Source organism: Thiomicrospira microaerophila (assembly GCF_000934765.1).
In the GTDB taxonomy this organism is placed as follows: domain Bacteria; phylum Pseudomonadota; class Gammaproteobacteria; order Thiomicrospirales; family Thiomicrospiraceae; genus Thiomicrospira; species Thiomicrospira microaerophila.
Window position 1 is genome coordinate 1 of the sequence record NZ_JYNN01000088.1, and the last position, 3,663, is coordinate 3,663.

3 protein-coding genes are annotated in these 3,663 nt (G+C 42.8%); 2 read left to right on the forward strand and 1 reads right to left on the reverse strand.

Features of this window, described 5'->3' with window-relative positions:
- Nucleotides 1-59 precede the first annotated feature (59 nt).
- Together NA59_RS12520 and NA59_RS12525 are read left to right on the forward strand one after the other, a co-directional pair.
- Nucleotides 60-797 (forward strand): hypothetical protein, encoded by a 738-nt coding sequence (locus tag NA59_RS12520; RefSeq protein ID WP_044413435.1) that lies wholly within the window; start codon nucleotides 60-62, stop codon nucleotides 795-797.
- 274 nt (nucleotides 798-1,071) lie between these two features.
- Nucleotides 1,072-2,232: a Card1-like endonuclease domain-containing protein gene (locus tag NA59_RS12525; RefSeq protein ID WP_044413438.1), complete on the forward strand. Its 1,161-nt coding sequence runs from the start codon at nucleotides 1,072-1,074 to the stop codon at nucleotides 2,230-2,232.
- Between the two features lie 4 nt (nucleotides 2,233-2,236).
- Here the strand turns inward: NA59_RS12525 and NA59_RS12530 are convergent, their stop codons facing one another.
- On the reverse strand, nucleotides 2,237-3,379 hold the full coding sequence (locus NA59_RS12530; protein WP_232504098.1) for a Card1-like endonuclease domain-containing protein: 1,143 nt from the start codon (nucleotides 3,377-3,379) through the stop codon (nucleotides 2,237-2,239).
- Nucleotides 3,380-3,663 lie beyond the last annotated feature (284 nt).

Here is a 3,663-nt window from a genome sequence, read left to right on the forward strand (position 1 = left end):
TTGTTTTGTTCATGATGCGTCCTTGGATTAATTGACACGCTCATGATGGCAGATTTAGGATGGGGCGACTAGTATGGGTGCGGTCGGACGCTTACCAAAAATCACCCAATAAATTTGAATGCAAAGTCAGCATAGGTGAAGAGGTGATAACCTATCGACTCACCCCTCAATCGATTGACCCACCCAAGTCTAGTTCGCTAGTAAAGTGGATTGCCGACCAACGCTACCCGTATATTGCTGAAGCGTCAAAAACACAGTATGGCGTTAAATACCAACTGCTCACTGATCACACTGACTATCTAATTGAAATGGCGCGTGCGCAAACGGAAAAAACCGATGCCATCCCCTCAATGGTGCAAGTCCCGCAGATGCAAGTGAAAGGGCGCGAGTACATGTCAATGCCAATGTTTTCACGCAGACTCGATGATGGTCGGATTGAACCTACAGTATTGTTTCGTCGCGCACCTGATCAAGAAGACCCCGTGGTGTTTAGCCGCTATCTTCTAAACAAAATTGCCAATTTCCGACTAAAAAGACAACAACAAGCGAAAGAAAAAGCTGAAATACAATTACTGTTGAACTACTTAACTGGCTTATTAGAACCCAACAGCGTGATCGACTACAACCAACTAGCGCAACTCCATGCAAGCGAAACGCTGATCTGCTGGCTACGTATGGCACAGCTAAATAATGCACTGTTGATGGTGCTACCACAACTCATTGAAATAGCATTAAAAGCGAAGGACTGGCGCCGTTTTCACCATCGAGTAAGTGAGTCAATTGCAAATCTCCCCTAGGAGCCTGTCGGACTAAAGCCAATCGGCTGCCAGTACAAACCACTGGTATGCCCTTATATGTGTGACAATAGCATTGTTAATTCCAAAGTCTTATAAAAGCTTTTCACTCCGTCTACCTCGCTTATTTGCAAACTCAGCTAAATATCATCCAAGCACATAACATCAAAATCCCTGCGTATTAGACCTAGATATTAGCGATTATTGCATAAATTACAGTATACTCTGTATTTCGAATCTAACGCATATGACCCGTTTTTAACCCTTAGGAGCACGCATGGCAACCAAACATATTCACCTATGTCTCGTTTCAAAACAACCTACACCTAATTTAGTGCCTCTCATTGATCCCAATTTACAGGTTGATGAAGCCATACTGCTCCATACGGATAGTTTCAAACAACACGCACTTTGGTTACAGCAAGCACTTGCCATGTATCAAATCAAAACCCGTTTAGATGTGCTACCTTCTGCCGATAACATGCATCAGTTGCATGATTTTTTGATTCAATTGTATGAAAAATTAAAGCAAGAAACACCCGATTCAAAAATCTACTGCAACATAACCAGTGGCACCAAAACCATGTCCATCGCCCTATATGAGCTGGCCTTAATGACCGCCGATGAGGGAACCCAAGCTTATTATCAAAACCTTGATGACACCCTAAGCTGGTATGTACCCTTAACAACCGAACGCCATGAGATCATTGATCGCGTTAAAATAAAACCCTTCCTGCTATCGCATGGCGTGGATACACTTAATCAATCCCATTCTCGCGTCGCACCACAATGGCGACCCCTGATCGACGAATTGGTGATGAATTTATCACAATACCAAAGTGCTATTTCCACCTTGAATTTTCATGCTGTGTCAGCAAGCTATAACCCGAATTTAGTGAGCGAAAATGAGATTAAAAGCCGATTTCCAAGTTTGAACGCACTGCTTAAGCTGCTGCAAGACCATGGGCTCATTCAATGGCAAGGACCCTACATAAAGTTTCCCAGTGAACAAGCCCGCTTTTTCTGTGCTGGTGGTTGGCTAGAAGAACATGTGTACCACACTATCCGTAAAATGATGGCAAAAAACAAACGTATTCAAGACTTAGCCCAAGGGCTTGAGGTTTACAGCTTATTGCAAGGCAAAGCGAATACAATTAAAAATGAGTTAGATGTCGCGGTATTGGTAAATAACCGACTTGTGGTTATTGAGTGCAAAACCTACCAAACTGACAAGGAAAATAGTCCAGTGCCAGACAGCCTTTACAAACTCGACACACTTGCTAGCCAAACCGGCGGTGCATTTGGTCGTGGCATTTTTATCTGTCTTAACCCACTCAAACCCAATGATTATGAGCGAGCTAAACGCTACAACATCGAAGTCATCCAGGGTGATCGTTTTGCCCAGCTTCAAACCGCTCTTGAGCGATTTATATATTGAAAATCTAAACCTCTGAGGACAGCTTGCCTAAAACCCACTTTCTCAAGTTGTCCTCCAGTTTCATCAGATCATGGCTATCAAATATCGCTAAACCCTGAAGTTGAGCCGCCTTGGTGCGGAACTTCGAGTGTTTATCAAGGCGCTCAGTGGTAATATATGCCGCATGCGAAAGCACACCACCGAGTGACTTACGCAAACTGTTGATTCGATGAATATGATGATTAACATTCGCTGTGCCACCGGTTTTGCATTCAATAATCACCAACTGATTATTGAGCAAAAACATCACATCGATTTCATCCATCGCATTTTCATGATGGATTTTAGCGCCAAACGCAACATCCTGAATTTCAGTGATATCCTGCTGAAGTTTTTTAATCGTACGATACACCCAATACTCAAACCAACCCCCACCGATAATTAATCGCTGCCAATTTGGCGCCGGCTCTCTCATGACCACATGATGAGTTGAAACATTGAGTGTTATCAGGTTTTTCTTAGCTAATTGCTGTAAAAAACTCACCAGCAAATCACCCTGAAGTTCTGGTTTCTCCACCAACCGGTATCCCTGTTTCGTCAATGAAAACTGAATAAGGCTTTTTTGGTGATACAAACGAGAAAAGTCATGCAAGTCCCTGTAGCGTTGCATAGCGATAAACTTCACGGCCAAAAAATCAATCACCAGATTAGCAAACAAGGTTTCATGCTCACTGTATTGCGTAAATGTAAACATGGAAACATCATGCGCCATCAAAAACTCATCAAGCTTAATCGTATCGGATAGATTAAAGCCCTCGCGACCGCGAGGTTGCAACCAAGCCAACTCATCATTCGGTAGCACATAATAAATAGCGGCATCAGACTGACCAAACGCCATCACGGTGGCGACCGCATAAATCTTGGTGCCACAAGAAATATTAAACGCCATCTGCGCCATGTCTAATCCTTCGCAATGGGCTCTAAGCTCATCCACTAGCACCAACGCGTCAAACGCGGTGGATACTTCGCAAAGCTTACATCTTAAGCCATGATTCAGATAGACCGTCTCAAGGCGTTGCGCGTTAGGCAACATGTTTTCAGTATAAAAAACCCAAACCTCTTTGACTTCAAGTCGCTTGTCCAGCATGGGCGAGAGATTAGGCGTCATTTCATGTGCAGCAAAAACGCCGTGGATAGGATGTGTAGTGTCCAAAAGAGTGGTTTTTATCATGTTGGATTACTGTCTTATGATTAATTTAATGGATGGTATATTAGTGTAGTATTCACTGTTTCCAAGAAAAATTGCGCCAATTTAAAACTTAAAAGCTTGTGAAAATAGACATCCTGTTCATTATAGCCCGAATATTTCATAAAAAGGGGTGAAACTCGACTAACTTGTTGATATAATTAAGTTTCAACCAAAAAACTTTCGTAAACAACAATAGCGAGCTC